The 25,683-nt window shown below is 35.3% G+C and carries 27 protein-coding genes; 18 read left to right on the top strand and 9 right to left on the bottom strand.

Features of this window, described 5'->3' with window-relative positions; translation table 11 throughout:
• Positions 1 to 71: 71 nt before the first annotated feature.
• Positions 72 to 1,064, top strand: a complete 993-nt coding sequence (locus ODR02_RS15895) for a LuxE/PaaK family acyltransferase (protein WP_309512754.1) — start codon at positions 72 to 74, stop codon at positions 1,062 to 1,064.
• Between the two features lie 112 nt (positions 1,065 to 1,176).
• A complete protein-coding gene (locus ODR02_RS15890) occupies positions 1,177 to 1,722 on the top strand; it encodes a hypothetical protein (protein ID WP_209787475.1) in 546 nt (181 codons plus the stop codon).
• 274 nt (positions 1,723 to 1,996) lie between these two features.
• Here ODR02_RS15890 and aqpZ read toward each other — a convergent pair whose 3' ends face one another.
• Positions 1,997 to 2,713, bottom strand: coding sequence for an aquaporin Z (aqpZ, locus tag ODR02_RS15885; RefSeq protein ID WP_105681808.1), 717 nt, complete (start codon positions 2,711 to 2,713; stop codon positions 1,997 to 1,999).
• 219 nt (positions 2,714 to 2,932) lie between these two features.
• On the opposite strand from aqpZ, the gene ODR02_RS15880 reads away from it, so the two are divergent.
• From ODR02_RS15880 to ODR02_RS15815, 14 genes are all read left to right on the top strand, one after another.
• Positions 2,933 to 3,553 (top strand): DUF5715 family protein, encoded by a 621-nt coding sequence (locus ODR02_RS15880; protein WP_209787477.1) that lies wholly within the window; start codon positions 2,933 to 2,935, stop codon positions 3,551 to 3,553.
• A gap of 62 nt (positions 3,554 to 3,615) precedes the next feature.
• Positions 3,616 to 4,395, top strand: a complete 780-nt coding sequence (locus ODR02_RS15875) for a hypothetical protein (RefSeq protein WP_309512753.1) — start codon at positions 3,616 to 3,618, stop codon at positions 4,393 to 4,395.
• 17 nt (positions 4,396 to 4,412) lie between these two features.
• Positions 4,413 to 5,036, top strand: coding sequence for a hypothetical protein (locus ODR02_RS15870; protein ID WP_209787486.1), 624 nt, complete (start codon positions 4,413 to 4,415; stop codon positions 5,034 to 5,036).
• A gap of 200 nt (positions 5,037 to 5,236) precedes the next feature.
• The gene (locus ODR02_RS15865) at positions 5,237 to 5,818 is read left to right on the top strand and encodes a sensor histidine kinase (RefSeq protein ID WP_245169842.1); all 582 of its coding nucleotides are present in this window, start codon (positions 5,237 to 5,239) and stop codon (positions 5,816 to 5,818) included.
• Entirely contained in the window at positions 5,787 to 6,464 is a 678-nt protein-coding gene (locus ODR02_RS15860) for a response regulator transcription factor (RefSeq protein WP_209787488.1), read from the top strand. The genes ODR02_RS15865 and ODR02_RS15860 overlap by 32 nt, the downstream gene beginning before the upstream one ends.
• Positions 6,465 to 6,614: 150 nt before the next feature.
• Positions 6,615 to 7,967 carry a T6SS phospholipase effector Tle1-like catalytic domain-containing protein gene (locus ODR02_RS15855; RefSeq protein ID WP_309512752.1) on the top strand — a complete coding sequence of 451 codons (1,353 nt, stop codon included), beginning with the start codon at positions 6,615 to 6,617 and terminating at the stop codon, positions 7,965 to 7,967.
• Between the two features lie 405 nt (positions 7,968 to 8,372).
• Complete coding sequence (locus ODR02_RS15850; RefSeq protein ID WP_309512751.1) at positions 8,373 to 8,672, top strand: hypothetical protein; 300 nt, start codon at positions 8,373 to 8,375, stop codon at positions 8,670 to 8,672.
• Positions 8,673 to 8,834: 162 nt separating this feature from the next.
• Positions 8,835 to 9,653, top strand: a complete 819-nt coding sequence (locus ODR02_RS15845) for a GLPGLI family protein (RefSeq protein ID WP_309512750.1) — start codon at positions 8,835 to 8,837, stop codon at positions 9,651 to 9,653.
• A 354-nt stretch (positions 9,654 to 10,007) separates the two neighbouring features.
• The gene (locus ODR02_RS15840; protein WP_105681342.1) at positions 10,008 to 11,933 is read left to right on the top strand and encodes an ABC-F family ATP-binding cassette domain-containing protein; all 1,926 of its coding nucleotides are present in this window, start codon (positions 10,008 to 10,010) and stop codon (positions 11,931 to 11,933) included.
• 146 nt (positions 11,934 to 12,079) lie between these two features.
• Complete coding sequence (locus ODR02_RS15835; protein WP_245169843.1) at positions 12,080 to 12,436, top strand: hypothetical protein; 357 nt, start codon at positions 12,080 to 12,082, stop codon at positions 12,434 to 12,436.
• A gap of 269 nt (positions 12,437 to 12,705) precedes the next feature.
• Positions 12,706 to 15,099, top strand: a complete 2,394-nt coding sequence (locus ODR02_RS15830) for a TonB-dependent receptor (RefSeq protein WP_309512749.1) — start codon at positions 12,706 to 12,708, stop codon at positions 15,097 to 15,099.
• An 18-nt stretch (positions 15,100 to 15,117) separates the two neighbouring features.
• Complete coding sequence (locus ODR02_RS15825) at positions 15,118 to 15,705, top strand: hypothetical protein (RefSeq protein ID WP_209787494.1); 588 nt, start codon at positions 15,118 to 15,120, stop codon at positions 15,703 to 15,705.
• Between the two features lie 139 nt (positions 15,706 to 15,844).
• The gene (locus ODR02_RS15820; protein ID WP_209787495.1) at positions 15,845 to 17,179 is read left to right on the top strand and encodes a trigger factor; all 1,335 of its coding nucleotides are present in this window, start codon (positions 15,845 to 15,847) and stop codon (positions 17,177 to 17,179) included.
• A 202-nt stretch (positions 17,180 to 17,381) separates the two neighbouring features.
• Positions 17,382 to 18,068 carry a hypothetical protein gene (locus tag ODR02_RS15815; RefSeq protein WP_209787496.1) on the top strand — a complete coding sequence of 229 codons (687 nt, stop codon included), beginning with the start codon at positions 17,382 to 17,384 and terminating at the stop codon, positions 18,066 to 18,068.
• 89 nt (positions 18,069 to 18,157) lie between these two features.
• Here the strand turns inward: ODR02_RS15815 and ODR02_RS15810 are convergent, their stop codons facing one another.
• Both ODR02_RS15810 and ODR02_RS15805 read right to left on the bottom strand, forming a co-directional pair.
• The gene (locus ODR02_RS15810; protein ID WP_209787497.1) at positions 18,158 to 18,742 is read right to left on the bottom strand and encodes a DUF3109 family protein; all 585 of its coding nucleotides are present in this window, start codon (positions 18,740 to 18,742) and stop codon (positions 18,158 to 18,160) included.
• Positions 18,743 to 18,748: 6 nt separating this feature from the next.
• On the bottom strand, positions 18,749 to 19,654 hold the full coding sequence (locus ODR02_RS15805; protein ID WP_209787498.1) for a DUF6427 family protein: 906 nt from the start codon (positions 19,652 to 19,654) through the stop codon (positions 18,749 to 18,751).
• A gap of 42 nt (positions 19,655 to 19,696) precedes the next feature.
• Between ODR02_RS15805 and ODR02_RS15800 the strand changes: the two genes are divergently transcribed.
• The gene (locus ODR02_RS15800) at positions 19,697 to 19,930 is read left to right on the top strand and encodes a DUF6341 family protein (protein WP_047386641.1); all 234 of its coding nucleotides are present in this window, start codon (positions 19,697 to 19,699) and stop codon (positions 19,928 to 19,930) included.
• A gap of 83 nt (positions 19,931 to 20,013) precedes the next feature.
• Here the strand turns inward: ODR02_RS15800 and ODR02_RS15795 are convergent, their stop codons facing one another.
• Genes ODR02_RS15795 through ODR02_RS15770 form a run of 6 tightly spaced genes read right to left on the bottom strand, consistent with a single transcriptional unit; the run spans position 20,014 to position 23,613 of the window.
• Positions 20,014 to 20,451 carry a universal stress protein gene (locus tag ODR02_RS15795; protein ID WP_209787500.1) on the bottom strand — a complete coding sequence of 146 codons (438 nt, stop codon included), beginning with the start codon at positions 20,449 to 20,451 and terminating at the stop codon, positions 20,014 to 20,016.
• Positions 20,452 to 20,510: 59 nt separating this feature from the next.
• Entirely contained in the window at positions 20,511 to 21,116 is a 606-nt protein-coding gene (locus ODR02_RS15790) for a fumarylacetoacetate hydrolase family protein (RefSeq protein WP_309512748.1), read from the bottom strand.
• A 7-nt stretch (positions 21,117 to 21,123) separates the two neighbouring features.
• Entirely contained in the window at positions 21,124 to 21,684 is a 561-nt protein-coding gene (locus tag ODR02_RS15785; protein ID WP_309512747.1) for a hypothetical protein, read from the bottom strand.
• 8 nt (positions 21,685 to 21,692) lie between these two features.
• Entirely contained in the window at positions 21,693 to 22,091 is a 399-nt protein-coding gene (locus ODR02_RS15780) for a putative signal transducing protein (RefSeq protein ID WP_105681332.1), read from the bottom strand.
• Between the two features lie 2 nt (positions 22,092 to 22,093).
• On the bottom strand, positions 22,094 to 22,858 hold the full coding sequence (locus tag ODR02_RS15775) for a 3'-5' exonuclease (RefSeq protein WP_105681331.1): 765 nt from the start codon (positions 22,856 to 22,858) through the stop codon (positions 22,094 to 22,096).
• 41 nt (positions 22,859 to 22,899) lie between these two features.
• Positions 22,900 to 23,613 carry a CDP-alcohol phosphatidyltransferase family protein gene (locus ODR02_RS15770; RefSeq protein WP_209787504.1) on the bottom strand — a complete coding sequence of 238 codons (714 nt, stop codon included), beginning with the start codon at positions 23,611 to 23,613 and terminating at the stop codon, positions 22,900 to 22,902.
• 89 nt (positions 23,614 to 23,702) lie between these two features.
• On the opposite strand from ODR02_RS15770, the gene ODR02_RS15765 reads away from it, so the two are divergent.
• Positions 23,703 to 25,631: an LTA synthase family protein gene (locus ODR02_RS15765; protein ID WP_309512746.1), complete on the top strand. Its 1,929-nt coding sequence runs from the start codon at positions 23,703 to 23,705 to the stop codon at positions 25,629 to 25,631.
• Positions 25,632 to 25,683 lie beyond the last annotated feature (52 nt).

Raw genomic sequence — 25,683 nt, 5'->3', positions numbered from 1 at the left:
AAATTATTAATATCAATACATTACCTTTGTAACTATCTTGTAATGAGGTGGTAGCAGGGTTGAAAAAAGTTATGGAATTAAATAATATATTCAACATACAGACTGAACAGGATTTCCTGAATGCATCATTGAAAACATTTCGTTATCAATATGAAAATGTTGAAATATACAGGAAATTCGTTGATTTTCTGAAGGTTAATCCCGCTGAGGTAGACAGTCTGGTAAAAATTCCTTTCCTGCCTATTGAAATGTTTAAAAACCATCAGATCCTGGATAAAAATGCTGCTGCAGATCTTTTCTTTCAGAGTTCAGGAACTACCCAGATGAATCTTTCCAAACATTTTATAGCAGATCCGGATCTTTATGAAGAGAGCATTTATAAAAGTTTTGAGCAGTTTATCGGAAAACCGGAAGACTTTATTTTTCTGGGTTTACTCCCAAGTTATCTTGAGAAACAAAATTCATCACTGATCTATATGGTAGATTATCTGATGAAGAAATCTGCCAAACCGGAAAACGGATATTTCCTTTATAATCATTCTGAACTCTTTGAACTTTTGAATACACTGCAGGATAAAAAAGTTATTCTTTTCGGAGTTTCTTTTGCCTTATTAGACTTTCTTGATTACTGTCATTCTGAGCAAAGCGAAGAATCTCTGAAATTCCCTGAAAATTTAGTGGTGATTGAAACCGGAGGAATGAAAGGACGAAAGGAAGAAATGACAAAGGATGAATTGTTGAAAATCTTGCAGGAAGGGCTTAAAACAGATAAAATCTATTCTGAATATTCTATGACAGAGTTGCTTTCACAGGCTTATTCCCTTGGAAATAACGAATATGAATGTCCAAACTGGATGAGAATTATGGTTCGGAACGCAGAAGATCCTTTAGCTTACGAAAAAGAAGGACGTACAGGAGCTATTAACATTATTGATCTTGCCAATACCCATTCCTGTTCATTTATTGCCACACAGGATTTAGGAAAAATAGTAGGTGATAAATTTCAGGTATTAGGAAGAATAGACCATTCCGATATCAGAGGATGCAGTCTGCTGGTGAGTTGATGATTTAAACTAAAGAAAGCAATGGTGAATTGTCAATTCGCTTTGCTTGTCAATTTTGTATTCCGGCATTATCATAAATACATTATACATTTTACTTTGTACAATTATATTCATGCTCAAAATAGAAGAACTTATACACGCCTACATCCATTCACACTGCGATTTTGAAAAAGAAATTGTACTGACGAATTATTTTCAGGCAGATTGGGAAGCGGATATTCTGATCATAGATTCAGATGGGGGAAGTCATGAAATAGAGATCAAACTTTCAAAAAGTGATTTTAAAAATGATTTCAAAAAATCATACCTGAATAAAGATACCGGAGAAAAATTTCTGAAACATGATAAAATTTCCTGTGGAGATTATATGTGTAATGCTTTCAGTTTCTTGCTCCCGATGGGAATGGTAGATGCAGAACTTATCCCTGAACATTGCGGAATCATTGAATTCTATCATAATGTTGATACCTGGGAAACTGAATTTTATCTGATCCGCAACCCTAAACAGCTTCATGAAGATTCTTACTGGAAGCTGAATGATAAAGATCTTTTTATCAGAAAAATGGCTTTGAATCTTCTCCAGCGTAAAATGGAAATCAAAGGAAAACATGAAGAACTGATCTTCAAAAACCCTTTTGAAATCAAAAAACTGAAATAAGATCAAAAATTTTTTTTTTAACGCAAAGTTTAATTTCTTATTGATATGTCTTAAGGATGCAAAGAAGGAATCAATTTCATTGATTCTTACTAAACAAACATTACAATTAGCTTCATCAGCGACGTAGTCGTAAACCACTTTGTTCCCTTGAATAAAAGCTCTCCTTCATAAAATCTTTGCGTTTACAAAGAATTTCAAAGCAATTTATTCAAAATCAGAAAATAAAAAAATCCTGCCGCCTGACAGGATTTTATAATGGGATATTATTTTAAAATTAATCTGCAATTTCAGCAGTATCTCTCTGAAGTAAGAACTTATAGATCAATCCACCTACAACTCCTCCCAAAATAGGGGCTACCCAGAACAGCCAAAGCTGTGACATAGCAATGCCTCCCATAAAGACTGCCTGAGAAAGTGATCTTGCAGGGTTTACAGAAGTATTCGTAATCGGGATAGAAATCAGGTGAATCAAAGTAAGAGCAAGACCAATGGCGAGACCGGCAAATTTACCGTTAGCCCATTTGTCTGTAGCTCCCATGATTACAATTAGGAAAAAAGCAGTGAGTAAGAACTCAGCAAGAAATGCGGCTCCCATACTGAAAGCTTTTCCATTGTAAACGGCTTCACCGTAAAAGTTTGTGGCAAAATCTCCGGGTTTTGAGAACTCTACCGCTCCGGCACCGTTAAGGATCGTATATAGGCATCCTGCTGCTACAATTGCTCCCAGACACTGGGCTACAATGTAAGGAACAAGGTCTTTTGCAGGAAATCTTCCTCCCGCTAAAAGTCCGAAAGAAACTGCCGGATTAAAATGCCCTCCTGAGATATGGCCTACCGCGTAAGCCATCGTAAGAACAGTAAGACCGAAGGCTAAAGCAACGCCTAAAAGTCCGATGCCGATGTCTGGAACACCAGCTGCGAAAACAGCGCTTCCACACCCTCCGAAAACAAGCCAAAATGTGCCGAAAAATTCAGCGAAAAGTTTTTTTATCATGTTGTTTATTGTTTAAAGTATCTCAAATGTAAAATTTAAATCTTAAAGTAAAAAGCAAAAACTGAAAAAATATTTCAAAAAAGTGGGAACAAAAATTGCAAAATCTGTAATTTGGTGTAAAGTTTGTTTGGGATTTATTTAGAGAGTATTATCGTCAGTTTTGAAAGATATAACATAAATGTTTTATCTTTCATTTGTAATTTTAAAGGATGGTGAATGAGAAAGTTTCTTTGTGTGGTCTTTGTACCTTTTATTTATAGTTTACATTATTCGCAGACAGCTAAAAAAGCTTTTCCCTGCTATGATCTTGGCACTGTATTGAAAGTTGAGCCTACGCCACTTTATAAACCTCATCTTGATGCATCAAAGAGTTTTGGGGTACAATTACTGAAAGATTCCAAAACCGTACAGAAATATATCAACAAAGGAAAATTCCACAAAATAAAAAAATCCGGCAAAGGATATCAGGTTCAGAGACTTGATTACAGCAGACCTTATATGGTATCCAAGGCAAAAACAACTCTTGAGAAAATAGGTTCCAAGTTCAGCAAGGATACAAAAGGTGGTACATTTACTGTTTCATCCATTACCAGAACTCTTGAAGACCAGTGCAGGCTGAGAAGAGTGAATTCTAATGCCTCTCTGGGGATTAGTTCTCACAACTACGGCAACTCTTTTGACATTTCTTACGTAAGATTCAACAATGTTCTGAAATACAATCCCAAAATGGAAATAGCTCTGGAGAAAGTTTTAAAGTATTACGAGAAAGCCGGTAGAATATATTACATCAAAGAGAAGCAGCAGAGCTGTTATCATATTACTGTGAAAAATTATTAATTAAAATCCTCTTGCATAGCATATTTAGTTTGTATATTTTTATACGACTAAAAACTATGCTTATGTCAACATTAAACATTGTAGACTATATGCTGCCTGTAGAAGAATGTAGAGCAGCGTCAAACCAGTGGAAAGCATGCCTTTCTGACTTTTCCAAAATTCAAAAACTTATCCCTACCAACTATGTTTTTAATATTTCCAGAGAACACCTTGAATGGATGAAGGAGTTTAAGGATTATAAAGACTTCTGTGCGGCAGTAGGAATTTACAGAGACCGATTGATTCTTATCTTTTATCCTATGAACAATGATGGGGTAAAAATAGATGTAAAAGAATATCCATACAGCTTCCTTACCGAGCTGGAAAAGGATCTGAGACTCCAGGAAATCCAGGAATATACGCTTATTAGAAATGCGGTTCTGTCTAAAGATCTTGAGAGCATGGAAAAAAATGCCAATATGGGACTTCCGGTTTCCAATACCCCAATTCTTGAGCAGGATAAAGCTGTAGATGCTATTGAACGCTGGAGAAATCAAGGGATGGATTGGTTTTATAAAGAGACCAGAGAAAATCAAGGAAGTGGAATTTTCAGAAAATTCTATGTTCCTACAGCAGACCTTTGCCTTTCAGATGATGGTTTAGCAGGTATCACCTGTTCATTTGGAATCAAATACAATGATATTTACGGGAAAATGTTGGTAACGCTTATCTTTATCTCTTTCCGTGAAAATCTTAGGAATGCAGAACTTGGAGCCGAACCAATTTCCAATACTTACGACTGGGCAAAACCATGTCCGCCTATCTGCCGTATTCCGGATGTAGAAGTTGGAGGTGAATTTTAAAAACGATAAACTAAGGAATGGCTGGACTTTATAAGGCAATTTTATTCCTGAATTATGCACTGCTCCTATCTGTTATACTGCTGGGAGCAGCAAAATACCGCATATTAAATCATAAAGAAAAGCAGTATTTTCATTGTATTGCTTTTCTTTTTTTTATTGAGCTGCTGAATCTTGCGCTGCCTTATATCTTCAGATTGAATGATACGTCATTCCTTTATCCTTTATATATTGCAGGAGAGTTTTTTCTGCTGACTGGTTTATTTATCAGAAAACTGGACTTACCAAAATCTGTTCTTGGATGTACCGCACTGATCGCGGCAGGTTTTATGATCTCGAAATATGGATTTGATTATCCCGGAAATGCCGATATAGCAAAAGTGGTTTCCAATATTATCATTATCTGTCTTTCCGGATTTACCCTGATCCGTGAGATTAAGAATACATCTTTGCAGAACCGTTTTCTACTTGTAGATGCCAGTATTTTCTTCTATTACTCAGTCTCTGTATTTATCTTTATCATCCAGCATCAGATAGCGAATCTGTCAGAAAACGATTATTATATTATTCTCAGTGCCAATAATATTCTTTCGAGTATTTTGTACTGTTCATTTTTATACACTTTTTTCAAATTAAAGAAGTAACTTTAAATATCAATCTGCTGATCCTTATAATTGTTACCATAACAGTTATAGTATCCTTTATTCTGTTAGCTTACAGAGCTTTTATAACCAGAATAATTAAAGAGAAAAATGTACAGCATGAGGCAGAAGTTCTTCATCAGAAAAAATTAGTACTGGAAAACATCAAAGCCCAGGAAGAAGAAAGAAAAAGAATTGCAGTCATGATTCATGATGATATCGGAAACCGGCTCAATATTCTTTCCTTATGGCTCAATAACCTTGATACCCAGGGTGATGAGCTTATCAAAAAAAATATCTATGGTCAGATGTCTTCCCTGATTGATGCTGCCAGAAGTATTTCCCATTCATTATACCCCGTAAACCTGGAATCAGTGGGACTGGTTTTATACGCTGAAGAATTAATAGCCAACCTTTCCCATAAAATTAATATTTCCCTGCAGGTAATGCCGGGATACGAAAAGAAAGATCTTTTTGTGGAAGTACAGTTGTACAGGATTATTCAGGAGTTTACTACGAATGTAATCAAACACTCGGATGCCACTGATCTTTGGATCTACATTAAGGATTATCCTGAAAATATGGCAGTGGTGATTTCCGACAACGGACAGGGTTTTGAATATGAAGAAGTAAAAAAAGGAATGGGAATTAAAAATATTGAATCCCGCATCCAATCAATGAATGCCACACACAAATGGAAAAAAACATTTTCAAACAAAGGAAGTCGTTTAATCATAAAAATTCCAAAATATCATGAGTTCCCAAATCAAACTAGCACTGATTGATGATGAACAGCTGATCCTCGAAGGGGTAAAAATGTTGCTGTCCAATGAAAAAAATATATCGGTGAACCTTACCGCGGATAATGGTCCCGATTTTATAGAAGCCCTCGGAAAACTTTCACAAGATGAATTTCCTGATATTGCTCTCGTAGATGTTCAGATGAAACCAATGAACGGTTTTGAACTGGTAGAAATCCTGAAGGAAAAATATCCTGATCTTAAAATTATTATCCTGTCATCCCATTATAAAACCTCTATTCTTGGATATATGGTCAAGCTGGGTGTATCTGCCTTTCTTCCAAAAAATTCAAATAAGAAAACCTTCATTGATGCCATTACAATGGTGGATAAAAATGGAGTCTTTTTCACGGCTGAAGACCATCAGATGCTATTTACTTACATGAACAGTTCTGCCAAGAAAAATTCTCTTTTTGAAACAGAAGATGAATTATCCGAAAGAGAAAAAGATGTGGTTAAACTCATCTGTCAGGAATTTACCAACAACGAAATAGGAGAAAAACTTTTTATCAGCCCAAGAACTGTAGAGAGCCATAGGCAGCGTATCCTGGAAAAGATCGGAGCTAAAAATACAGTGGGAATAGTGATCTATGCCATTGTTAATAATATTTACTCTCTTGAAAAAATATAATTTGATTCCGTAGAAATACGGATTTTTTTATTTGGTACTTTTCACTCTAGCTCGCTTTGTTTTTCTTCTGTTATTTTGAAATGTCTCTTTTGGGGATGTTAATTGAAAAAAACACAAACAAGATCTGTAATAAAAAATTAAAGTAAGAACATGAATGGCAGCAGAGTGATTTCCGTCGGGATTTTCTTTGACGGAACAGGAAATAATGGGGTAAATATTCTTTCACCGGATAAACCACTGAATAATAATGAAAGCTATTATGGTACGTTTACCAACATCTATAAATTATACAGTTTATTCACTGGAGATGAAAAAATATATATTGAAGGAATCGGTACTGTAACAGGCAATGAAGATAGTAACTTTGCTATGGCAACCTGTGCAAATCCACCCTATGGAAGAGGATATTCTTCCGATGATAAACTTCAGAAAGCTGGCGATTTTGTGCAGCAGATTGCTGGTGATAAGACAACAGAATATCATTTTTATATATACGGATTCGGAAGAGGAGGCATGCTGGCAAGAACTTTCTGTAACCAGCTTTTAACGTATTATGCGGTGGGAAATTGCAGAATAAAATTTTTGGGCGTCTTTGATACCGTAGAGTCTAAACCTTTTAATACCTATAATATGAAAATGCCTGTACAGGTAGAGAATGCATTGCATATTTGTGCAGTCAATGAAAGCAGGTTTTTCTTTCCGCTTACCGGTTTTTTTGAAAACTCGGTTATCATGCAGGATCAGAAATCTGAAAATCAGTCATCCGTCTGGAAAGAAATTTTTGTACCCGGAGATCATGCTGATATAGGTGGTGGATATCTGGAAGGACCACAATCTGTTTATATTTCTACAGATTTCATGAGTGTTGATGATCTGCATAACTATGTTTCAGATATCAGAAATGAAAAAACCAATGTTGATGGAAATAAAATCTGGGAAGCATTACTTTCAGAATATAAAATAGAAACGGTTAATGGGCTTTCACAGGCTTATGTGTGCCGTGATAAAGTATACAATGATCTGTCAAAAGTATATGGAAAACTGATGATGGATGAAACCAATGCAAAATCCTTGATCTTTAATACAGAGAATGAAGCATATTTTGGAACAGATTATAATAAACATTCCTTTCTTAGTCGTTTTTATACCAAAATGAAAGAATATTTAAAAGACCTTTCCATCAACAAAAAACCAATATATGACTTTGGAAGATTTGCAGATTATACCCATATCTCATCAAACTTTGGACTGTACAGTGATAGTTTCCAGTACAGAACTCAGCGGGAAATTAATATTGAGTTGATCAACAACGGACTCAATGTCTCAAGCAGCACCTCTGTAGATGAGGCAAGCCAGACAAGACTTTCTGTAGAACTTCACCTGCCGGAAGACAGTTTTGTTGCTGATTTCCTTTATGGGACAAGCGTTCCCAATAATGATATCTGGGTTCGTACTATTTTAAAAACGCCGGCAACTATTATATTAAATGAAATGAAGAATTAGTGCCCAAGCTTCTCAGTTTTAAATTTAGGTTAGGAGACATCTGATTGGTGTCTCCTTTTTTATGTTTTATATATTACATACAGTGAAGAAAGGCAACAGATGCAAAAGTTGGGGCTAAGCAAAAAGTTTGGCTAATCTGAATAGAAAAAAGGTTCTTCACATTCGGATAAAACCAAAATTCTCATAATGTAGCTACTGTAAATCAACAACTGTAAAAATATTTTATTCTATACATGATTCAATATTATTTTAAATATTTCATTATATCATGAGATATAATTTAATAAATTATATATTTATGTTTTAAGTATTTAATTTGCATTAAATGAGTTAGTTAACATAATTGAATTTTTCTCATTTGATTGATTTATGTTCTTATATTAGCTACTCAAATTTATTACAATCATGAAAAAATTATTATTTATTGCTATGGTTGGTATAGCAGGTTTTGCAAGTGCAAAAGGAAACTTGGATAAAGTAAATTCTAAAGCAAAAGAAGTTACAACGGTTACTAAAAAAGCCGTCTTGTCAAAAAAAGATACTAGGACTAAAGCAAAAGCAGCATTCTTTGCTGAATGTAGAACAGTAATAGTATCTTGCACATCAGCATATACTTGCCAAGATTGGTCTGAAGGTCAATGGAATACTTGGGGATCCAATATTCAAAGTAATTACTGTATGTATGACAGTCCATATACTCCTTAACTAACTGAATTATAAAGAATGAAACTGATTGATTAAATTAATCTAAAAAAGAAGTCGTTCAAAAAATAGTTTGTGTTTACCTTTGAAAAGTTACTTGTTTAATTACAATTAAAAAAGAGTGTATACGAAGTTTTTTTGAACGTTTCTTGTAAATGATACATTATGAGTTTTATAAAAAAACACACTTTAACAATTATATTTTTATTCATTTTCTCTATTTCGCTTTCTCAGACAGCTATAAGTGATTCGTTAAGGGGTGAGTTTACCTACTTACTTCAGTATAAGCCTAATAATCTAAATCGAGATTACGTTATAAAAGAATTATATTCATTACAAATAACCGATAAACGTTCTTTTTTCAGTAGTGAAAATAAACTGAAATTTGATTCTGCTTTTTCAGCAGCATATAATAAAAAAAGTAATATTATTGATTTAAGTGGTATTCCTGCCTCAAGGTCTAACTTTTTAATTATCCAAACAAATGAAAATTCAGAATTTTACGAATCAGTCGGGATGACTCTGCTATCGTATAATAGTCCGGTAATTCGTAATTGGAAGCTAGTTAATGAGACAAAAGTAATTAACTCTATTAACTGTAAAAAAGCAGAAGTAAATTATAAAGGTAGAGACTGGGTAGCTTGGTATTCAACCGAAATTCCTTTTCCCTATGGTCCATACAAATTCAGTGGTCTCCCCGGATTAATCGTAAAAATAATTGATAAAACGGGAGATTATGATTATGAATTAGTAAAAGCAGTATCTAGTTCTAAATTAAAAGACAAAACCGTCACAATAAAAAAAGTACGATACGAAGGGGCTAAGTTAGTCACACAAGAAGAATTAGCAGATGCAAGAGCAAATTTTAGAGCCAATGCAAAACGTGAGTTAGAAAGTATGGGTACTGTATTTTCAGAAGGGCAAAACAAATCAAAAATAAGTGAAGCAGAGAAAAAAGGACATAACCCTATTGAGCTAGAGTAATGAAATGTAATTCGTTAATACTTGTGAAGTATTAGATTCCACACACAAATTAAAGCATACTTTAAGCATTGAAATTCAATCTGTTTTTTTGATTGAATAAAATAATGAAAATCAATTGATTGATATACGGATCGTTATTTCTTTGTGATTACACTAATGTATATAATAAAAATTTCCTCTCAAAATGGAGGAAATTTCTGTTTACTAAAATCTCTTACAGGAACTATACCTGCCTTTTGATTGAGAAAGAAAACAATTCAAAACTGGCCAGTTTTTTTATTTCTGGGCTATTCATTTCTTTTTCCGTATTTTTGCACCCGAAAATTCATTATTCATTACTAATTATTAATTAAGATGCTTTCGGTTCAAAGTTTAGGATTACATCATTCAGGAAATTATTTATTTCAAAATGTCAATTTCACCATTAAAAAGGATGATAAAGTAGGTCTGGTAGGTAAAAATGGAGCGGGTAAATCCACTTTATTAAAAATGCTGTCCGGAGAAATTAATTTCTACGAAGGAGAGGTGGTGACGGAAGGAAGTGTTACCATTGGTTTCCTGAAGCAGGATCTTGATTTTGTAAAAGGAAGAACGGTATGGGCGGAAACCATGCAGGCTTTTGAACAGATTAATGCCTGGAAAGATGAGCTTGAAGAGGTGAATCACCAAATGACTGTCAGAACAGATTATGAAAGCGATTCTTACACGGATCTGATTAATAAAATGACCGAACTGAACGACCTTTTGATGAACCATGATGCCTATAATCTTGAAGGTGACATGGAAAAAGTGTTATTTGGTTTAGGATTTAAAGCAGACGATTTCCAGAAAATTACTGATGAATTTTCCGGAGGATGGAGAATGAGAATTGAATTGGCAAAATTACTTCTTCAGAAGAATGATATTATGCTTCTCGATGAGCCTACCAACCACCTGGATATGGAATCCATCATCTGGTTGGAGAACTTCCTGAAAGACTATCCCGGAGCTATTGTTCTGGTAAGTCACGATAAACAGTTTATGACAGCGGTTTGTAACCGTACTTTTGATATCAACAATAAAAAAGTTGACGATTATAAAGCGAACTATTCTAAATATCTTGTCATGAGAGAAGATCGCCGTGAAAAACTGATTCAGGCTAAAAAGAATCAGGATGCGGAGATCAAGCAGATGGAAGACAATATTAATAAGTTCCGTGCCAGTGCTACCAAAGCCTCTTTTGCACAGTCGCTTATTAAGAAATTAGATAAAATTGAACGTATCGAAGTGGATAACGAGGACGTTTCAAAATTCAATATCCGTTTCGTACAGTCTATGGTTCCGGGGAAAGTAATCTTCGAAGCTGCAAATCTTGGAAAAGCATATGGGCAGAAACAGATTTTTGACAATGTAGATTTTATCGTTCAGAGAGGAGACAGAATTGCTCTTTTAGGACAGAACGGACAAGGAAAAACAACGTTAGCTAAAATTTTAGCAGGAGATATTAAAGATTACTCAGGAGCCTGGAATCTTGGTCATAATGTAAACATCGGTTACTTCGCACAGAATCAGGAAGAGGTGTTGACCCCCAATAAAACGGTTCTGGAAGAAGCAGAAGATGCGGCAACAGAAGAAACAAGACCTAGAGTAAGAGACTTATTAGGATCTTTCCTTTTCCAGGGTGATGCCGTTACTAAGAAAACAAAAGTACTTTCCGGAGGAGAAAGAAACCGTCTGGCGCTTTGTAAACTATTGCTTCGTCCTTTCAACACGTTGATCATGGATGAACCTACCAATCACCTGGACATCCAGTCTAAGGAAATCATCAAGCTGGCGCTGCAGAATTTTGAAGGAACCCTAATTGTAATCTCGCACGACAGAGAATTTCTTCAGGGACTTTGTGATAAGATCTACGAATTCCGTGATGGGAAAATGAAAGAATTCCTTGGGGATATCAATGAATATCTTGAATACAGACAAAAAGAAACCATCAGAGAGATTTCTGCAGAAAAGGCGAAACTTCATAGCGAAGTAAAGGTAGAGCCAAAGAAAGTGGAAGAAAAACCTGTTGTAAGCAGTCAGTCTTCAAATATTGTAAGTAAAGAACAAAAAAATATTCAGAATAAAATCAAGAAAGTAGAAGAGAAAATTTCTGAGCTTGAAACAAAAGTAGAAGAAATGGAAGCCTCTTTTGCCAAAGAAAATCCTTCAGATGAAACCTTAGAACAATATAATAAAGCTAAGGAAGAGCTGGATACTGCTTTGCAGGAATGGGAATATCTTGGAACCCAACTGGATTAAACGAAATATAAATGCTTCATTAACTAAAAATTATGAAGCATTTTTTTGTAACAAAATCTTACTCATTTCTACATATTATCAATAGTCATTAAGTAATTTAATAAAACTTTAAGGAAACAATTAAATTATTTTCATAATTTTGAACCATGATTTTTAAAGAAAGCAGAAACCTAAAGAGTTTTATCTCCAAGCTATTGTTTGGAGTATATTTCCTTGCGCTGCTTTCTCAAAGCTTTCACCACCACGATTCAGTAGATTATTTTAAGGCATTTCATCTTAAAAAAGTCGAGAATACGATGACGAAAGCCGTTACTAAAGAGAAAGCTGGCGACTGTCTGGCCTGCCACTTTTTGGTTACCGGACATACATTAGCTCCTGAAGAATTCAATTTTACTTTTGAGCATTACAGCCATGAAGTAGAACAAATCATCGCCATCCAGGAGAAAATCTGGTCACAGACCAAATTCACTTTTCAGCTTCGGGGACCGCCCGCACTTTCATAATTCACAGATTCTATAGGGTTTAAAGTTTGATACTTTAAGTTCAATGTTTAATGCTTAAAAATTTAAAGTTTTAGGTTTAAAGTTTTAAGTTGTTGGAAAACAACTGATAGTTTGTAATTAATATTAAATAATGTCCAGTTACTAGCTTCTCATTTCTAACCTCTAACTTCTCATCATTAATACATTTTACAATCAAACACAACCCTTCCCACAAATTTTAACGAAAAATGTACCTTATTGAAAAAGGGTACGCAATCAATCTATTTACAATGAAATTGATATATTGCCTGCTGCTGATCTTTTGCGGATCAGTATTTACAAGTGCACAAAAAACTTATACTGTAGAGGGAACCGTTCATGATTTTCATGATAAAACATTGCTGGAAAATGCAGTAATCAAAATCGGGAACTTTACAGCTAAAACAAACAAGAAAGGTCAATTTTCTTTTGACAAAATTCCTGCAGGGAAGTATACACTCATTGCACAACATCCTGATTGCAATGATTATACTGAAAATATAGGAGTTGATAAGGATGTTCAGCTGGTGATTACACTGGAACATCACGTGAGAGACATCGAAACAGTGACGGTTCACGGAAGTCACAAGAACAACGGAAGCATGGTGGTGAAAACCCTTGATAAATCAATGATTTCAAGAAATGTTACCGAAAACTTAGGAAATTTACTAACCAATATTTCCGGTGTTAACGTTCTTAAAACAGGAAATAATATTGCAAAACCTATTATCCATGGACTTTATGGAAGCCGGGTTTCTATTATGAATGATGGGGTAAAGCTTGCCGAACAGGAATGGGGTGTAGAACATGCACCTAACGTAGATGTCAATAATTTTGAACATATTGACGTGATTAAAGGAGCATCGGCTTTGAAGTATGGAGCCGGAGCGGTAGGTGGAGTGGTTGTTTTACAGCCTCAGGTTTTACCTAAAAAAGATACGATCATGGGAAATGTTTCTCTTTCCGGAATTTCTAACGGAAGAGGAGCTGATCTTAATGTAAAACTGGCCAAAACCTGGGAAAACGGCTGGGGCATAAAAACCAATGGAAGCTATAAAAAACTGGGTGATCTTGAAGCTCCGGATTATGGCTTGATGAATACAGGGCTTGAAAGCTCCGGATTTAATTTTGGTGTTCAGAAGATGACATTTGAAAAAGGTTTTTCATTTGATTATTATCTGACGAAAAGCACAGTCGGGATTCTTAGAAGTTCTCACGTAGGGAATTCTGAAGATCTGCGTAATGCTCTTACTTCATCAGAACCAATCTACCAAAGAGATTTTAGTTATGATATCGATAATCCTAAACAGGAAATCGAGCATCATATTGCTAAAGTTTCTGCTTATAAAAGGTTTGAAAATTTTGGAAAGATCACGGCTACCTATAGCTTCCAGTACAATCATAGAAAAGAATATGATATAAGACGTACAGAAACACTTAGCAAAAAACCTGCACTGGATCTTGAGCTGATCACCAATGATCTGAATGTGAACCACCTGATCGAAAGAGGAAAATGGAATCTTGAAACAGGGATTAATGCAGGATATCAGAATAACTATTCCAACACTCAGACCGAGGCAAGGCGTCTTGTCCCGAACTATGACAGATATTATGCAGGAATTTATTCCGTACTAAAATATAAAATTGCACCTGAGCTGGATCTTGAACTGGGAGGGCGATACGATTATGATCATTATGATGTAACAAAATGGTATGATCTGAGCGACTGGAATAAACAATATGCCGCAGATTATTCAGACTTTGTCGTGAGAATCAACCAAAACAGAATTCTTACCAACCCATCTTTAAGTTATAATAACATTTCAGTAAACGGAGGGATTGTCTATCATCCATCTGAATATTTTGACCTGAAATTTAACTATGCAAGAGTTTCAAGATCTCCGAATATTGCCGAACTCTTTGCAGACGGGCTTCACCATTCCGCAGCCATTATTGAAAGAGGAGATATGAGAATGAAAAGCGAGACGGGAAACCAGTTTAATTTGGTGGCAGACGTTAAAGCACATGTCTTAAAAGGATTAAGTATTTCAGTAAACCCGTATTTCTTTTATACTCAGAATTTCATCAACCAGATTCCTACAGGATATCAGAATACGCAATGGGGTGGGGCTTTTGTAGTTTACAACTATCAGCAAATCAATGCAAAAATGTATGGAATTGATATTGATGCTCAGCTGAAAATTACAGATAATCTGACCTATAAGGGAAGCGGTTCCTATGTGTATGGACAGGATACAACCCATAATGTACCCCTTATCCTCATGATGCCTCCGAACTTTAACAATTCATTGGAATTCAATAAAAAAGAATGGAAAAACTTTTATGTCTCAGTAAGTAACAATACCTATCTGAAGCAGACAAGATTTCCGGTTTATAATGTTCCAATCAGACTATTCGATTCAGATGGAAATGCTTACAATGAAGAAGTAGATATCTCTACGCCTCCCAACGGATATTCGCTTTGGAACCTTCAGGCAGGGGTGAATCTGTCTAAAAATTTCGGAATTGATTTTTCAGTCCGAAATGTATTCAATACGTCTTACAGAGATTATCTGAACAGACTTCGTTTCTTTTCCAACGAAATGGGAAGAAACTTTATTTTAACTCTTAAATATCAATTTTAATTATTTAAAATCAAAAACATGAAAAATATTTTTAAAAATACGACTCTTATCTTAGGACTTTTATTCTTCGCAGTTTCATTAAGCTTAACCTCATGTAACAGAAGCGATGACGAAGCAGATGACCTTCCTCAGGAAGAACTTTCAGATGTTCTCTTAAGAGTTACCGATGTAGCTACAGGAACGCCGGTGGTGTATGATTATCAGGTGAACAGTACTACCAATCCAAATGTTAAATTGATCAACGGGCATACCTATAATGTGGAAGTAATTTTCAAGAATGGTGATGAAGATGCCACTCAGGAAATCAAAGATGCAAAAGATGAACATTTCTTAGTGTATAACTTTCCAAACTCAGATATCACTTTAACCCGTACAGATGATGCGAGCTCTACAAGAGGAGACGGAAACCGCGTAGGGTTGAAAACAAAATGGGTCGTAAATACGGCTGTAAAAAATGCTTCTGCACCTAGTCAATTGGTTCTTACCCTGTTCCATGAGCCGGTAACGGTTTCTGAAACTTCTGCAGTGAGCGGAAATGGAGTGATTTACGGAACTCATACAGGAGGTGAAACAGATGCACAGGCTAACTATAATATTACGAATTAATATATCCTTTAATCTTGTTTGGGCCACCGGAATGTTCCGGTGGCTTTTTATTTAACAATATTTGGCTTTATAAGTTGATTTTAAATGGGTTTTTTTCATAAAAAATTCATATTTTTGCAACCTAAAATTTTAATCAATAATGAAGGTTACCGCACAAAACCATGATGACGTAAGTGCATTGCTTACAGTAACATTGGAAAAATCTGACTACAAAGAAAAAGTAGAGAAGCAGTTGATTAATTATGCTAAAAATGCGCAAGTTCCTGGATTCAGAAAAGGGAAAGTGCCTTTAAGTATGGTTAAAAAACAATATGAAGCAGGTATTGCATTTGAAGAAATCAACAGACAGGTTTCTGATGCATTGAACAACTATGTTAATGAAAACAAATTAAGATTAGTTGGTCAGCCTATTCCTCAGCCAGTAAACGAACTAGATTACAACGCTGATCAATTAGAAGTTGCTTTCGAAGTAGGATTTGAGCCTGAATTCACTATAGATTTAGCTAAATATGAAGCTCCTCACTACAAAGTAGAAGCTTCTGATAAAGAAATCGGTAAGAGCATTGAAAACATGCAGAAGCGTTTCGCTGAGCAGGTTCCTCAAGATAAAATCACTAAAGATTCTTACATTGCTTTAGAAGTTTCTCAGGTTGTGGAAGAAGATGCTGAAGGAGAGCACCACCACCACCCAAAAAACCTTACCATTACTGCTGAAAACAAAGAAGCTTTCAAATTGGTAAAAGGGTTGAAAATGGACGGATCTGTAAAAGTTACAAAAGAAACTCTTGCAGGTGATGAAGAATTAGCTAAAGAATTAGGATTCAGCAAAGAAGAAGTTGAGCACCTACACCACAATGAACTAGAAGTAAAAGTAAAAGATTTCTATTCATTAGATTTAGCTGAGCTTAACCAGGATCTATTCGACAAAGTATACGGAGAAGGAAACATCAAGTCTGAAGATGAACTTAAAGATAAAGTGAAAACTGAATTAGACGAGTACTTCCAACAGAATGCTGATGTTCACTTCGTGAATAAAGTATTGGAGCAAGTAACGGAGAAAGAAGAAGTAAAACTTCCTGAATCTTTCCTTGTGAAGTGGTTGTTATTCTCTAACCAGAACATCCAGTCTGAAGATCAGGCTAAAGAAATTCTTGAAGCTGAGAAAAACCAATTGAGATACCAGATCATCGAAGGTAAATTGATGACTGAGAACGAAATCAACCTTGACTACGCTGATGTATTAGGTCAGGCTGAGCAGTTGGTGAAAAACCAATTGGCAATCTACGGAATCCACCACTTAGGGGATGAAGAAATTCAAAAATATGCTGTTGAAATGTTGAAAGACCAGGAGCAGGTAAGACAAATTTCTTCTGAAGTTGCTATGGCTAAACTGAAAGATGTAATTCTTGAAAAAGCAAGCAAAAAAGAAACTAAAATTTCTCACGACGAATTTTTAGAAGAACTTAAGAAATAATTATACTCCGATATAAATATTTGAAAACCGTCAATTTTTTGGCGGTTTTTTTATGATGTATCCACACCTAAAAATTCATTATTTATTACTCATCATCACTCATTATCACTCAATTATCATTCATTGCTAATTGCTCATTACTCATTATTTATTTGTATGTCCGCCAATATTCCTATATTTACCCTTTAAACTTTATATAAATATGAAAAAGATCATCATTCCGTTTTTCTGCGCTGTACTATTCTCAGTGCCTGCAGCAGCTCAGAAAAAAGGGGCTGCATCTGCCAAAACAGAAGCTGTAAAATCAAAACAGACACCTAAAGAAATTGTTGATAATTATTTCAAAGCACTAGGTGGAAAAGATAAATTAGACGCTGTGAAATCTACCATTACGGATAACACGGTTGCGGTACAGGGAATGGAAATTCAAATGACGACTAAGAAATTAGGAAATAAATTCAAGTCTGTACAATCTTTCATGGGAAAAGAAATGGTTCAGTTGTTTGACGGTGAGAAAGGTTACTTTGATCAGATGGGAACTAAATCAGATATTCCTGCTGATAAAATTGCCGAGCTGAAGAAAGGAAAACCTATTGATGCCCTGGCTTTTGATGCTTCTAATTTCCAGACTGCAAGTACAGAGAAATTAGACGGAAAAGACTATAATGTTTTGTCTTCAGACAAAGGAAAATTTTATTTCGATGCAGCAACCGGACTTTTGTACAAAACGGATGCTGGAGAAGGTAAAGCAACCATTAAAAGCTATATGGCGGTAGATGGAATACAATTCCCTGCTGAAGTAGATGCTGAAGGCGGAGGTCAGAAAATGACAATTAAAACGACGAAAGTGGTAATCAATTCAGGAGTTACAGATGCTGATTTTAAATAAACAACCGCTTTTTTAATCAGCTTTTTATCCAATATAAAAAACCGCAGATCTCTCTGCGGTTTTTGTTTTTGTATTAAAATACATATCGGTTAAGAACCGTATTCTTTTTTCCATTCGTCAGCAGCTTCGCTCAGAACCGTGTAGAATTCTTCGCCATATTTTCTGATCAATGGAGTTTTTAAAAACTTATAAACAGGAACCTGAAGTTCTTTTCCGAGTGTACATGCATCGCTGCATACATTCCATTCGTGATAATTCAAGGCGGTAAACGCTGAATATTCTGTAACACGGATTGGGTAAAGGTGGCAGGAGATAGGTTTTTGCCAGTCCACGGCACCATCTTCGTACGCTTTTTCAATACCACATTTGGTAATCCCTTTTTCATCGAAAGTTACATAGGCACATTCGCGGTTCTCCACCATTGGAGTAACATACATTCCGTCGTGTGGATCAGTAGTCCATGTTCCCTGCTCTTCAAGGGCTTTAATCCCCTCTTGGGTAAGGTAAGGTTTTATCTGATCAAAAATACGGTCCAATATCTCAAGCTCGTTTTTGTCTAACGGAGCTCCCACATCTCCTTCCACACAACATGCACCTTTACATTTCGTAAGGTTGCAAACAAATTCTTCGGAAAAAATTTCCTCTGAAATCAATTTATCGTCTATCTGAATCATAATTTTCTAAAATAAATCAAAAACTGTACCTGCTTTAAAGGTCAGTAAACTAATAATAATAAGCCATACACTGGCTTCCCGCATCCAGTATTTGGGTAAAAATCTCATCATCCTGCTCAGAATAATACTTGAAGGAAATGCCAGAAGCAGCAGATATTCATAGCTTTTATTCATATATAAAATGATGGAAATAAGCTGCGCTACAGAAAATACCAGCAGAAAAGTATATTTATATCTGCTTATCGGACTTTTCTTGTTATAGTTTTTAAAATGGTCATATACCGCATAGATAAGCATCAGAACCACAGGAATCAATGGTAAAAGCTCTGTGTAATCCGTAACCGGTTTCATTTTTCCAAATGGGAAATAATCGATATTCCATGAAGTGAACTGAACGAAATACATGACAGAAAAATAGCTGAACGTAATCAGAACAATTCCTAAAAGAAATCTGAAAAGATTCAACCCGATTTTGGCGGAGGTAGCAATGACGTGGATAATCACAAAAACAGCCATCGGCCATGTCGTAGGAAGAAAAATAAAATTCAGCGCTACAATAGCTCCTACCAATACGTAGGATTTTTTTCTGATATCTTCATCTGCACTGGTCAGAAGCAGAATAAGAAACGAGTTCGTAAGCAGCGAGACAGCAATTCCTATATCCAGATTTCCGGGGTATAACCCAAAAATGAAAAATGTATACAGGAATAAAGGCAGATGGGTCTGATAATTAAGGGCAATACTATGAAAACAAAAATATCCCAAAGCAATTCCCAGAAAAGTTATTCCGGCAATTATAGCTTCGTAAGTATTGAAATTCAGTATGTTAAATATTACGACTACTAAAAGAAGAAAACCAATATAAACAGGAATTGAAAAAATATTGCTTTCTTTTGAAAGTAATTTAAACATTTTTTATAAATTTGTACAAAGTTAATTTAAAAAAGGAAAATAATGACGTCTTTCTTTCTATTCTTAAGTAAAGTTTTCAAATGGACTTTCGGTTTCTTTGATACTTTCGGTAATGTTTTAAACTGGATTTTGTTTGCAGTTTGCTGTGTATTATTTACTTACTGGTGCTATGTACTTGTAGTAACATTAGGTGGAGACAAAGATAAAGACTATTATTCTCCAACGGAAGGTAAGAACCCTTACTACGATCCGAATATCTACAAAAAAGAAGGTTAATTAATTGGTTATATAGTAAAAAACCGATCAAACAATATGCTTTGATCGGTTTTTTTATTACTAACGATTAAAATTTCTTTTTCTTAGTCGTGAATTGGAAGTACCAGCACAGGAATGTTTGAACTTTTCGTAATCCCTTTTGTTAAGCTTCCCACGAATACATCATAAATTCCGCTTCTGCCATGTGATCCCATCACAATATAATCTGCATTTTTTGCCTTTGCGTGTTCCAGAATAATATCTTTGGCAAGTCCCTGTTTTAACAGGTGCTCACAGTCGATATCATGGCCGATGATTCTTTGCTCAATTTTATTAAGCTGCACCAGCTCTTCTCTGATTTCATTGGCTTCCACTTCAGGGAAATATTGAAATCCCATATCACCAATGGCAAAGCCGATATCTGATGGTGCTACGTGGATCAGGTAAATTCTGCCGTTAAGCTGTTTTGCAAATTTTATGGCACCGTCTACCAATTGGTCTGTCTTGTCCCCAAAATCTACGGGTAATACAATGTTTATCATAACCTCTAATTTTGTTACCTAAAGATAGGAAAAATTTGCCAGACTCTGATGTTAAATACTTATAATATTCGGATATCAAGGATTTTTTCATCCTGTAGATAAGCTTCCAGAATATCATTTTCCTCTACTTTTCCAACCCCTTTTGGAGTTCCGGTAAATATCAGGTCACCTACTCGTAACGTAAAATACTGGGAAGCGAAAGCAATAATATCATCAAAGTTGAACATCATATCTTTCGTATTGCCATCCTGAACCTTGTCTTTATTTTTTAACAATGAAAACTGAAGATTCTCAAGATTAAAATTTTCTTTTTTCAAGAAACTGCTTACCACGGCAGAACCATCAAAACCTTTGGCAAGTTCCCAAGGAAGCCCTTTTGATTTCAGTTCGCTCTGAAGATCTCTCGCAGTAAAATCGATTCCAAGACCTATTTCTTCATAATGTTTATTCGCGGATTCTTTCTGAATGTATTTTCCTCCCTTTGAAATTTTTATTACCACTTCAAGCTCGTAGTGAATATCATTCGAAAATTCAGGAATGTAAAAATCGTTTCCTTTTAAAACGGCTGTATCCGGCTTCATAAAGATAACAGGATTCTCAGGAATTTCGTTTCCTAATTCTTTCGCATGCTCGCTGTAGTTTCTTCCTATGCAGATTATTTTCATAACTTAATTAATTTACTTTACCTTTAAAATATCCTTTTCCTTCTACTATGTATTTTGCAGGGCCGTACCCTTCTTGAATTTTAAGTTCGGTATATCCGAAGATACTGTCTCCTTTTTGATAAGATTCCTTATTCAGAATAAGTTTGGTGTCCAAAACTTTATAATATTCTTCCGTATTCAAAAAATCAAAAGGCTTGATAGTGTCTGTATATGAATACGGTGAAATTTTATATCTGTTCTGTAAAATAGTAATTTCATAACCACCGCCGCTAAAACCATCTCCGGCATAAAGTCTTACGGTCAATATGGGGTCTTTATGGATAGAACACCAGTAATATTCCGGGCTCAGGTCATCGGTTTTCGTTTTTACTTTGAAATCATTGGATTTAATATCTCCAGTGTCCCAAAGCGTTTGCTGTTTTTGTGTGTCAAATGCTTTGAAAAGATCTTTTTGGCTCAGACTGTTGTCTACTTCTACACTGTTCCATACTAAAAAGAACTTTCCTATAATGAAAACGGAAAAGCCAAGAACAATGATGAGTAAAATTTTTCCAATCCTTTTGATCATATCAAGCTTTAATGAGTGAATTCATTCCCGCAATAATAACATTTGAATTTATGACTTGTCAGAAAAGAAATCCCAAAGAAGCTGGTCGCACTGTCATCCCTGTAAATATGATTGGAACCACATTTCGGGCAGACAAAATCAAATTCAGGATCCTCAATGGTGTGTTCCACTTCCAATGAATATTGCTCATTCTCTTTATAATCCTGCAGGATTTGCTGAGCCTTTTCCTGATCATCTTCAAATACCTGAAGCTGTATGCCTCCTACAGCTTGTGACAAAAGCCAATCCGACTGGATCAGTTGCTCATTTGCAATGAAACTGTTGATGCCATTTTCGGCCAGTATCTGCTTGTCCCTGTTGGCTTCCAGGGCAGTTTCATAAAATTTAAAACGAACCAGTTCAGACATAGTTAAAATCTGCTTGAAAGTTGAATCTTAGTGAAAACCTTTTTGGTATACAACGGAAAATCAGCATTCTGAAGCCATCCGAAATATCCTAAATCTTTTTGGAACACGGCTTTCACCCCTTGGCCTTTGTATTTTCCAAAGTTGAAAACTTCTTCCATTTTTTCATTATATCCGATAAATCCGGCAAGATCTGCATTCTTATTATGGAATGTGAATTCACTTAGCGGTGCTATTTCATTCGGAATATCATCGTATTTTCCCACCTGAGCATCCAGAACTTCAAATGTTGCCATAACATCAGCTTCTGCAGAATGGGCATTTTCCAATGTTTTTCCACAGTAAAACTGATAAGCAGCTCCTAAGTTTCTGGGTTCTTTCTTGTGAAAAATAGTCTGTGCATCTACCAATCTGAACTTACTCAGATCAAAATCCATTCCTACTCTTAAAAGTTCTTCTGCCAAAAGAGGAACATCAAATCTGTTGGAATTAAATCCTCCCAAATCCGTTCCGGTAATCATTTCCATAATTTTAGAAGCAATATCTCTGAAGGTAGGAGCATCTTTTACATCTTCATCATAAATTCCGTGGATTTCACTGCTTTCTTTGGGAATAGACATTTCCGGATTTACACGCCATGTTTTGCTTTCTCTGGAGGCATCCGGATTTACTTTTAAAATACAGATTTCAACGATTCTGTCTTTTCCGATGTTTGTTCCTGTGGTTTCCAGGTCAAAAATACAAAGTGGTTTATGGAGTTTTAAATTCATGTTGATCATTAATAATTTGAAATGTGTTTTATTTAAATAAATTATTTTAACTGTCCCTGAAAAATAAGAGACACCAATATATAATAAATAACAAGCATAGGAATTCCTACTACCTGAAATATAGCAAGAATAGCAATTCCTCCTACCAGTAATACTACTTTAGGATAGTTGTCTTTTAATTGTTTGGATTTGAACTTCATGGCCATCATCTTAATCGGGCTGATCAGCAGCCATGAGGTAAGAAGAGTGAGCAGAATCAACAGCAATTCATTATTAAACAAAAAGCTGAAAGCTCCGGTTTCTTTAAAGGCATAATAAAGACCGAACAATAAAACGGTGTTTGTAGGTGTATTCAATCCTTTGAAATAATAACGCTGCTCTTCATCAAGATTGAAGATCGCAAGCCTCAGGCAGGAAAATACGGTAACGATTAATCCCAGATACTTGATCTCAAACGGAAAATGAATTCCCAGCAGCTCTGCCCCAAAAGGTTCAAGAGCTTTATACATCGTAAGTCCTGGAATTACCCCAAAGCTCACCATATCTGCAAGAGAATCCAGTTGAAGCCCCAGATTGGAGTTTGATTTTACAGCTCTGGCTACAAAGCCGTCAAAGAAATCAAAAATTGAAGAGAGCACAAGGCAGATTGCCGTAGTCTGATAATCTCCTAAAATTAAATGTATTGCCCCTACACAACCTGCAAATAAGTTAGCCAGGGTTAAGGCATTGGCCAGATTATTCTTTATAAAATCCATAAGTACAAAATTACAGTTTTTAAAAATTCTAACTCAAAATAATCTGAACTAAAAAATGCATTAAAGTGATTTTGATGTAAATTTGCTCCATGAAATTTTTAAAAGGATTTAGAAAACAGGAAGTTCTGGCATTAGTTTACAGGATTTTTTTAGCCTATGTTTTTTATCAGATTGCCAGACTCTTATTCTGGTATTTTAATAAAGATCTGATTAAAGTTGATTCTGTTTCAGAATATATAAAGCTGGCCTTCCATGGTACTGCTTTTGATACCACCGCTATTCTGTATGTCAACGCACTATTTATACTCCTTAGTTTATTACCCTTAGTAATCAATACGAAGAAAGTTTTTCAGAAAATTCTTTTCTGGCTGTATTTCATTACCAACGGTATTGCTTATGCCATGAATTTCGGAGATTTTATTTACTATAAATTTTCTCAGGCAAGGCTTACTTCGGCAGTATTTCAAGTGGCCGAACATGAATCCAATGTATCTAAAACACTGATGATCTCTGTTGGAGAGCATCCTTTTGTGCTGATCTGGTTTGTTGTTTTGATGATCTTATGGGTTTTCCTTTACAAAAAAGTGAAAGTAGAAGAGGTGAAACCTTTGAAATTGCTTCCTTACTTTATTACTTCCATTCTTACTTTGTGTATTACGGCAGTATTAGTGGTGGGAGGAATAAGAGGAGATTTTAAACACAGTACAAGACCTATTAATATGGTGGATGCTACCCGTTTTGTAACAAATCCTCTGCAGGGAAATATGGTTCTTAACAGTACATTTTCTTTTTTCAGGACTTTAAATACCAATAACTTTAAGGAAGTTCATTTCGTAGATGAAAAATATATTGAAGAAAATGTGCAGCCTTATAAAGTGTATGACAGAAAAGTAGAGAACCGTCCCAATATCGTTATTTTCATTGTAGAATCTTTCGGAAGAGAATATTCGGGAGCTTTTAATAAAGATAAAAATATTAAAGATTATGTTTCTTACACTCCTTTCATGGATAGTTTAGCGACGCAGAGTCTTATTTTTCCGAATACTTTTGCGAACGGAAGACAGTCTATTCATGGAATGAGCAGTGTGTTGGCCGGAATTCCGAGTCTTACCGATGCATTTACGGGATCTCCGTATTCCAATCAGAAAATTCAGTCTATTGTTTCTGTTTGTAATGATCTGGGATATGATACTTCTTTTTATCATGGTGCCCCAAATGGATCTATGGGATTCCTTGGATTTGGAAATATTCTAGGATTTAAACATTATTTCGGAAAAACAGAATACAATCATGATGAAGATTTTGACGGAATGTGGGCAATCTGGGATGAGCCATTCCTTCAGTATTTTGCTAAAAATGTCGGGAAGAAACAGCCTTTCATGACCACTGTGTTTACTGCTTCATCACATCACCCTTTTAAGATCCCTGAAAAGTATAACGGGAAATTTAAAAAAGGGAAAATTGAAATTCATGAACCGATGCAGTATACGGATTATGCGATCAAAAAATATTTTGAAACGGCTAAAAAACAGCCTTGGTACAACAATACCATCTTTGTTTTCACAGGAGATCATACCAATCAGGTGTACTATCCGGAATACGAAAGAGCCATGAACCGCTATGCTGTTCCATTGGTTTTCTATTCTCCGAATCCTGAATATCAGTTAAAAGGAGTGAGTCAGGATATAGCACAACAGGCAGATATTTATCCTACATTAGCAGATCTTATTGGGTACAACAAACCCATCAGAAGCTGGGGCAGAAGTTTGGTAAGTGATAAAAAATATCCTTTTATTGTTGTCAATTCAGATGGAAGTACAGATCAGTTCATGATTGGAAACTATATTTATCGTTTTGATGGAAAAGAAATCATCGGAGTGTATAATCAATCTGATCTGAGTCTTGAGAAAAATCTGATCAATGAGGTTAAAAACCCCGAAGTGGAAGCTGGGAAGAAAACTGCGAAAGCCTGGTATCAGGATTATATGGATAGGGTGATTAACAGGAAGCTGTATTAAGATAGAAAAGATAAGTTATAAATAAACTGGTTTACTTTTTTAACCTCTTTAT

It is taken from the genome of Chryseobacterium sp. CFS2 (assembly GCF_036543225.1).
Lineage (GTDB): Bacteria > Bacteroidota > Bacteroidia > Flavobacteriales > Weeksellaceae > Chryseobacterium > Chryseobacterium culicis_A.
This window is presented reverse-complemented; position numbering and strand designations above follow the sequence as displayed.

Excerpts from the sequence above, each read along its gene's own strand:
- ODR02_RS15895 (WP_309512754.1), top strand. The coding sequence starts at position 72 with ATGGAATTAAATAATATATTCAACATACAGACTGAACAGGATTTCCTG.
- ODR02_RS15890 (WP_209787475.1), top strand. The coding sequence starts at position 1,177 with ATGCTCAAAATAGAAGAACTTATACACGCCTACATCCATTCACACTGC.
- ODR02_RS15880 (WP_209787477.1), top strand. The coding sequence starts at position 2,933 with ATGAGAAAGTTTCTTTGTGTGGTCTTTGTACCTTTTATTTATAGTTTA.
- ODR02_RS15875 (WP_309512753.1), top strand. The coding sequence starts at position 3,616 with ATGTCAACATTAAACATTGTAGACTATATGCTGCCTGTAGAAGAATGT.
- ODR02_RS15870 (WP_209787486.1), top strand. The coding sequence starts at position 4,413 with ATGGCTGGACTTTATAAGGCAATTTTATTCCTGAATTATGCACTGCTC.
- ODR02_RS15865 (WP_245169842.1), top strand. The coding sequence starts at position 5,237 with ATGATTCATGATGATATCGGAAACCGGCTCAATATTCTTTCCTTATGG.
- ODR02_RS15860 (WP_209787488.1), top strand. The coding sequence starts at position 5,787 with ATGAGTTCCCAAATCAAACTAGCACTGATTGATGATGAACAGCTGATC.
- ODR02_RS15855 (WP_309512752.1), top strand. The coding sequence starts at position 6,615 with ATGAATGGCAGCAGAGTGATTTCCGTCGGGATTTTCTTTGACGGAACA.
- ODR02_RS15850 (WP_309512751.1), top strand. The coding sequence starts at position 8,373 with ATGAAAAAATTATTATTTATTGCTATGGTTGGTATAGCAGGTTTTGCA.
- ODR02_RS15845 (WP_309512750.1), top strand. The coding sequence starts at position 8,835 with ATGAGTTTTATAAAAAAACACACTTTAACAATTATATTTTTATTCATT.
- ODR02_RS15840 (WP_105681342.1), top strand. The coding sequence starts at position 10,008 with ATGCTTTCGGTTCAAAGTTTAGGATTACATCATTCAGGAAATTATTTA.
- ODR02_RS15835 (WP_245169843.1), top strand. The coding sequence starts at position 12,080 with ATGATTTTTAAAGAAAGCAGAAACCTAAAGAGTTTTATCTCCAAGCTA.
- ODR02_RS15830 (WP_309512749.1), top strand. The coding sequence starts at position 12,706 with ATGAAATTGATATATTGCCTGCTGCTGATCTTTTGCGGATCAGTATTT.
- ODR02_RS15825 (WP_209787494.1), top strand. The coding sequence starts at position 15,118 with ATGAAAAATATTTTTAAAAATACGACTCTTATCTTAGGACTTTTATTC.
- ODR02_RS15820 (WP_209787495.1), top strand. The coding sequence starts at position 15,845 with ATGAAGGTTACCGCACAAAACCATGATGACGTAAGTGCATTGCTTACA.
- ODR02_RS15815 (WP_209787496.1), top strand. The coding sequence starts at position 17,382 with ATGAAAAAGATCATCATTCCGTTTTTCTGCGCTGTACTATTCTCAGTG.
- ODR02_RS15810 (WP_209787497.1), bottom strand. The coding sequence starts at position 18,742 with ATGATTCAGATAGACGATAAATTGATTTCAGAGGAAATTTTTTCCGAA.
- ODR02_RS15805 (WP_209787498.1), bottom strand. The coding sequence starts at position 19,654 with ATGTTTAAATTACTTTCAAAAGAAAGCAATATTTTTTCAATTCCTGTT.
- ODR02_RS15800 (WP_047386641.1), top strand. The coding sequence starts at position 19,697 with ATGACGTCTTTCTTTCTATTCTTAAGTAAAGTTTTCAAATGGACTTTC.
- ODR02_RS15795 (WP_209787500.1), bottom strand. The coding sequence starts at position 20,451 with ATGATAAACATTGTATTACCCGTAGATTTTGGGGACAAGACAGACCAA.
- ODR02_RS15790 (WP_309512748.1), bottom strand. The coding sequence starts at position 21,116 with ATGAAAATAATCTGCATAGGAAGAAACTACAGCGAGCATGCGAAAGAA.
- ODR02_RS15785 (WP_309512747.1), bottom strand. The coding sequence starts at position 21,684 with ATGATCAAAAGGATTGGAAAAATTTTACTCATCATTGTTCTTGGCTTT.
- ODR02_RS15780 (WP_105681332.1), bottom strand. The coding sequence starts at position 22,091 with ATGTCTGAACTGGTTCGTTTTAAATTTTATGAAACTGCCCTGGAAGCC.
- ODR02_RS15775 (WP_105681331.1), bottom strand. The coding sequence starts at position 22,858 with ATGAATTTAAAACTCCATAAACCACTTTGTATTTTTGACCTGGAAACC.
- ODR02_RS15770 (WP_209787504.1), bottom strand. The coding sequence starts at position 23,613 with ATGGATTTTATAAAGAATAATCTGGCCAATGCCTTAACCCTGGCTAAC.
- ODR02_RS15765 (WP_309512746.1), top strand. The coding sequence starts at position 23,703 with ATGAAATTTTTAAAAGGATTTAGAAAACAGGAAGTTCTGGCATTAGTT.